The organism is Xenophilus sp. (assembly GCF_044462705.1).
GTDB classification, from domain to species: domain Bacteria; phylum Pseudomonadota; class Gammaproteobacteria; order Burkholderiales; family Burkholderiaceae_C; genus Xenophilus; species Xenophilus azovorans.
Window position 1 is genome coordinate 1 of the sequence record NZ_JBIQNC010000255.1, and the last position, 4,645, is coordinate 4,645.

Here is a 4,645-nt window from a genome sequence, read left to right on the forward strand (position 1 = left end):
TCCCAGAGGCCGCTCGGGCTACCCGAGCCGGTCCGAGGCTTAAAGATACAAGGCCATGCCGATCCGCTTCCCCTTGCGCCTGTTCCTGCAGGCCCGTGACGACCCGCATGCGGCCGCCGGCGCCGGACGCCCGCAGCGCGGACGCGACCGCGCCGCGGCCGGGCCCGCGCCGGCATCGGCGGCCGCCTCGCATCCCGGCAGCGAGATGTACGCTATGCGCAGGCCTGCGAGGTGCCTTGCGGGCCGACCTGGCCGATCCGGCCCGTGACATCACCCGGGAGACTGCACATCATGGAACCGACACGTCAGCAGCAGGAGGCCTTCTCGGTCGCGGGCCTGCGCGTGCGCACCACCAACGCCGAGGAAAACGCCCCGGCCACCATGCGCATCGGCGGCCTCTGGCAGCGCTTCTTCGCCGAGGAGGTGTACGCTCGCACGCCGCACCGCACCGCCGACGACCGCAACTTCGGCGTGTACGCGAACTACGAGTCCGACGCCGATGGGGCCTTCGACGTCATCGCCGGCGTGGCCGTGTCGCAAGGCGGCACGGTGCAGGTCGCGGCCGGCGACTACCTGGTGTTCGAGGCCCACGGCGAGATGCCGCAGGCGGTGCTGGACGCCTGGCAGCGCATCTGGCGCTACTTCGAGGCGCACCCCGAGATCAGGCGTAGCTACCGCAGCGATTTCGAGGCCTACACCAGCCCCACGGACCTCACGATCCACATCGGCGTCGAGTGACCTGTCCCTCCCGCCATGCGCCGTGCCGACCGCCTGTTCCAGATCGTCCAGCTCATCCGCGGGCGGCGGCTCACCACCGCCGCCTTCCTGGCGCGGCGGCTGGAGGTGTCGGAGCGCACGGTCTACCGCGACGTGGCCGACCTGCAGCACCAGGGCGTGCCGATCGAAGGCGAGGCCGGCATCGGCTATCGCCTGGGCGCGGGCTTCGAGCTGCCGCCGCTGATGTTCACGCAAGACGAAGCGCGGGCGCTGGTGGCGGCGGCACGGCTCGCCCAGAGCTGGGTCGATGCCGCCATGGCGGGCGACATCGAGAACGCGCTGGGCAAGATCCTGTCGGTGCTGCCTCCCGCTGCGCGCGTCTCGGCCGAGGCGCTGGCGCTGTACGCGCCGGCCATCGCGATGAACGATGCCACGCGCGCGCACCTGCAGGCGCTGCGCGAAGCCGTGCAGGCGCGGCAGAAGCTGCGGCTGGACTACCGCGACGTCAACGACGCCGCCAGCCGCCGCACGGTGCGCCCGCTGGGCTGCTTCTACTGGGGCAAGGTCTGGACGCTGTCGGCCTGGTGCGAACTGCGCGGCGATTTCCGCGGCTTTCGCGTGGACCGCATCGACGCCGTGCAGGTGCTGGACGAGCGCTTCCGCGACGAGCCGGGCAAGACGCTGGCTGACCTGCTGCGGCTCATGCGCAAGCCGGCAGGACAGAACACCGCCTGCGTGCCGCCGGCGAAGCCATAGCCCGCCGCGGCGGCATCACCCGATCAGAAGTCGTCGCCCGTGCCCAGCGCCAGGTTCTCGAACTTGGTCAGCGGCTTGAGGAAGGCCAGCTTCACCGTGCCCGTCGGGCCATTGCGGTGCTTGCTGATGATGACCTCGGCCACGCCCGGCTCCTTCGACTCCTTGTTGTAGTAGTCGTCACGGTAGATGAACATGATCAGGTCCGCGTCCTGCTCGATGGCGCCGGACTCGCGCAGATCGCTCATCATCGGGCGCTTGTCGGTGCGGCTTTCGACCCCGCGCGAGAGCTGCGACAGCGCGATCACCGGGCACTTCAGCTCCTTGGCCAGCATCTTCAGGCCGCGCGAGATTTCGCCCACCGCCGTGGCGCGGTTCTCGTCGCTCATGCTGCTGGACACACTCATCAGCTGCAGGTAGTCGACCACGATCAGGCCGAGGCGCCCGTACTGCCGCGCCAGGCGCCGCGCATTGGCGCGCAGCTCGCTCGTGGTCAGCCCCGGCGTCTCGTCGATGTGCAGCGAGACGTTGCGCAGCTTCTCGATGGCCTCGGTCAGCCGCGGCCACTCCTCGTCCGTCAGCTTGCCGGTGCGCAGGTGGCCCTGGTCGATGCGGCCGATGGAGCCGACGATACGCACCGCCAGTTGCGCGGCGCCCATTTCCATCGAGAACACCGCCACCGGCAGCCCCTCCTCGATCGCCACGTGCTCCGCGATGTTGATGGCCAGCGAGGTCTTGCCCATCGAGGGACGCGCCGCCAGCACGATCATGTCGCCCGGCTGCAGGCCCGAGGTCATCTTGTCGAATTCGTAGAAGCCGGTGCGCACCCCCGTGATGTCGTTGGGGTTGTCGGCCATCTCGGTCACGCGATCGAGCAGCTCGACCACCAGGGACTCCATGCTCTGGAAGCCCTGCTTCATCCGCGAGCCTTCCTCGCCGATGTTGAAGATCTTCTGCTCGGCCTCGTCCAGCAGCTTGTCGACCGCCTTGCCCTGCGTGTTGAAGGCGTTGGTAGCGATCTCGTCCGAGGCGGAAATCAACTTGCGCAGGATGGAGCGCTCGCGCACGATCTCCGCGTAGCGGCGGATGTTGCTGGCGCTCGGTACGTACTGCGCCAGCGCGTTCAGGTAGACCAGCCCGCCCACCTCCTCCGACTTGCCCAGGCTCTGCAACTGCTCGTGGACGGTGATGACGTCGGCCGGCTTGTTGGCGTTGATGAGCTGGCCGATGGCCGCGAAGATCAGCTTGTGCTCGTGGCGGTAGAAGTCGGCGTCGACCAGCAGGTCGCCGCAGCGGTCCCAGGCGCCGTTGTCCAGCAGCAGGCCGCCGAGCACGCTGGACTCGGCCTCGATGGAGTGCGGCGGAACGCGCAGTTGCGCGACCTGGCGGTCGTCGGGGCGGGGGTCGTCGGGGAAGGAGAAGACAGCGGACATGAGGCGCAGGAAGGCAAGCCAAAAATTGTCGGCAGACCGGCACCGCCAGTCCACCCGCGCAGCCGCTTTCGAGGCCGCTTGCTTACAAAAAAGAAGCGCGAGGCGACGCGGCCTGTGGACAACGCTGGGGACAGCCGGTGCAAGCCTCGCTGAAGACTGTGCACCGTTGCCGGCCTGCCACTGGCGCCGCAAGAGAAAAGGGCCGCCCAAAGGCGGCCCTTTCCGGGTGGGGACGAGCCTGGCTTGTTACGCCGTCTCGCCGTACACCGTGACGGTGATGTCGACCACCACGTCGGTGTGCAGTTGCACGCTGACGGTGGTGTCGCTCACGGTCTTGATCGGGCCGTTGGGCAGGCGCACCTGCGACTTGGCCACGTCGTAGCCCAGCTTCTTCAGCTCGTCGGCGATGTCGTGGTTGGTGACGGAGCCGAACAGGCGGCCGTCGACGCCGGCCTTCTGCGTCAGCTTGACCGTGGTGCCGGCCAGCTTCTCGCCCTGCGCCTGCGCGGCGGCCAGCTTTTCGGCAGCGGCCTTTTCCAGCTCGGCGCGGCGGGCCTCGAATTCCGCCTTGGCGGCTTCGGTGGCGCGGCGGGCGCGGCCGCTGGGGATCAGGAAGTTGCGGGCGTAGCCGTCCTTGACCTTGACGATCTCACCCAGGGCGCCGAGGTTGACGACCTTGTCCAGAAGAATGACTTGCATGGTTCAGGCCTCTCCTCAGATGCGGTGCTGGTCGGTGTAGGGCACCAGCGCCAGGAAGCGCGCGCGCTTGATGGCCGTGTTGAGCTGCCGCTGGTAGATCGCGCGGGTGCCGGTCAGGCGCGCCGGGATGATCTTGCCGTTCTCGCTGATGAAGTCGCGCAGGGTGTCGATGTCCTTGTAGTCGATCTCCTCGACGCCGGCGACGGTGAAGCGGCAGAAGCGCTTGCGCTTGAACAGCAGCGACTGGCTGTTGCGCTTGGGACGCTTGTCCTTGTTGAATTTCTTGAACGTGGCCATTTCGGGACCTCTTTTCGAAAATTAATCTTGCTGGAACTCGGTGACGTGGAAGACCGGGTGCTTCGCGTTGCGCGGCGTGGCCAGGAAACCCCTGAGGAGCCATTGGCTGCCCAGTGCCTGCCGTGCGAGCCGCTCGGCCACCGAACCGAAGGCCACCGCCTTCAGGGCCGCCTTCACCTGGCGGGTCTGCCCTGCTTCTTCGAGCGTCGACTCGTGCTCGAGTCGCAGGTCGACGGCGGGCAGGCCGGCGGGGGTGAAACGCAAGGCGGCGAGTTCGGTGATGCAGGCCGTCAGCACGAGCTGGTTGGCCGCACCCGACCGCGTCACATCAACTGTTGTTGGCGGCGTACTCGGCCTGCTGAGCCTTGCGGGCCTCTTCGCGCTCGACCGTCTTCATCATCGACGACGGGCCGGTGTCGGCCTTCTTCTTCTGCACCGTCAGGTGGCGCAGCACGGCGTCGTTGAACTTGAAGGCGTGTTCCAGCTCGCCCATCACGGCCTGGTCGGCCTCGATGTTGATGCACAGGTAGTGCGCCTTGTTCAGCTTGTTGATCTGGTAGGCCAGCTGGCGGCGGCCCCAGTCCTCGACACGATGCACCTTGCCGTTGCCGGCGGCGATCATGCCCTTGTAGCGCTCCAGCATGGCCGGAACCTGTTCGCTCTGATCCGGGTGGATCAGCAAAATGATCTCGTAGTGACGCATGGCACTCCTTGTGGGTTCGTGAAGCCACCCGCCGCGTCCAGGC

Annotated in this window: 7 protein-coding genes; 2 read left to right on the forward strand and 5 right to left on the reverse strand. The window is 67.7% G+C overall.

Going from position 1 to position 4,645, the window contains the following annotated elements:
- Positions 1–291: 291 nt before the first annotated feature.
- Complete coding sequence (locus ACIY1X_RS23895) at positions 292–738, forward strand: GyrI-like domain-containing protein (protein ID WP_399685504.1); 447 nt, start codon at positions 292–294, stop codon at positions 736–738.
- Between the two features lie 15 nt (positions 739–753).
- Positions 754–1,473, forward strand: a complete 720-nt coding sequence (locus ACIY1X_RS23900; protein WP_399685506.1) for a helix-turn-helix transcriptional regulator — start codon at positions 754–756, stop codon at positions 1,471–1,473.
- A 23-nt stretch (positions 1,474–1,496) separates the two neighbouring features.
- On the opposite strand, the gene dnaB is transcribed toward ACIY1X_RS23900, so the two are convergent.
- From dnaB to rpsF, 5 genes are all read right to left on the reverse strand, one after another.
- Complete coding sequence (gene dnaB / locus ACIY1X_RS23905; RefSeq protein WP_399685509.1) at positions 1,497–2,903, reverse strand: replicative DNA helicase; 1,407 nt, start codon at positions 2,901–2,903, stop codon at positions 1,497–1,499.
- Between the two features lie 246 nt (positions 2,904–3,149).
- Positions 3,150–3,602, reverse strand: coding sequence for a 50S ribosomal protein L9 (gene rplI, locus ACIY1X_RS23910; protein ID WP_399685512.1), 453 nt, complete (start codon positions 3,600–3,602; stop codon positions 3,150–3,152).
- Positions 3,603–3,617: 15 nt separating this feature from the next.
- Positions 3,618–3,899: a 30S ribosomal protein S18 gene (gene rpsR, locus ACIY1X_RS23915; RefSeq protein WP_038209478.1), complete on the reverse strand. Its 282-nt coding sequence runs from the start codon at positions 3,897–3,899 to the stop codon at positions 3,618–3,620.
- Positions 3,900–3,920: 21 nt separating this feature from the next.
- Positions 3,921–4,226, reverse strand: coding sequence for a primosomal replication protein N (gene priB / locus ACIY1X_RS23920; RefSeq protein ID WP_399685515.1), 306 nt, complete (start codon positions 4,224–4,226; stop codon positions 3,921–3,923).
- 1 nt (position 4,227) lies between these two features.
- Positions 4,228–4,602: a 30S ribosomal protein S6 gene (rpsF, locus tag ACIY1X_RS23925; protein ID WP_038209473.1), complete on the reverse strand. Its 375-nt coding sequence runs from the start codon at positions 4,600–4,602 to the stop codon at positions 4,228–4,230.
- Positions 4,603–4,645 lie beyond the last annotated feature (43 nt).

Bases quoted from the DNA above. Each gene is read 5' to 3' on its own strand.
- ACIY1X_RS23900 (WP_399685506.1), top strand. From the start codon at position 754: ATGCGCCGTGCCGACCGCCTGTTCCAGATCGTCCAGCTCATCCGCGGG.
- rpsF (WP_038209473.1), bottom strand. From the start codon at position 4,602: ATGCGTCACTACGAGATCATTTTGCTGATCCACCCGGATCAGAGCGAA.
- ACIY1X_RS23895 (WP_399685504.1), top strand. From the start codon at position 292: ATGGAACCGACACGTCAGCAGCAGGAGGCCTTCTCGGTCGCGGGCCTG.
- rpsR (WP_038209478.1), bottom strand. From the start codon at position 3,899: ATGGCCACGTTCAAGAAATTCAACAAGGACAAGCGTCCCAAGCGCAAC.
- rplI (WP_399685512.1), bottom strand. From the start codon at position 3,602: ATGCAAGTCATTCTTCTGGACAAGGTCGTCAACCTCGGCGCCCTGGGT.
- dnaB (WP_399685509.1), bottom strand. From the start codon at position 2,903: ATGTCCGCTGTCTTCTCCTTCCCCGACGACCCCCGCCCCGACGACCGC.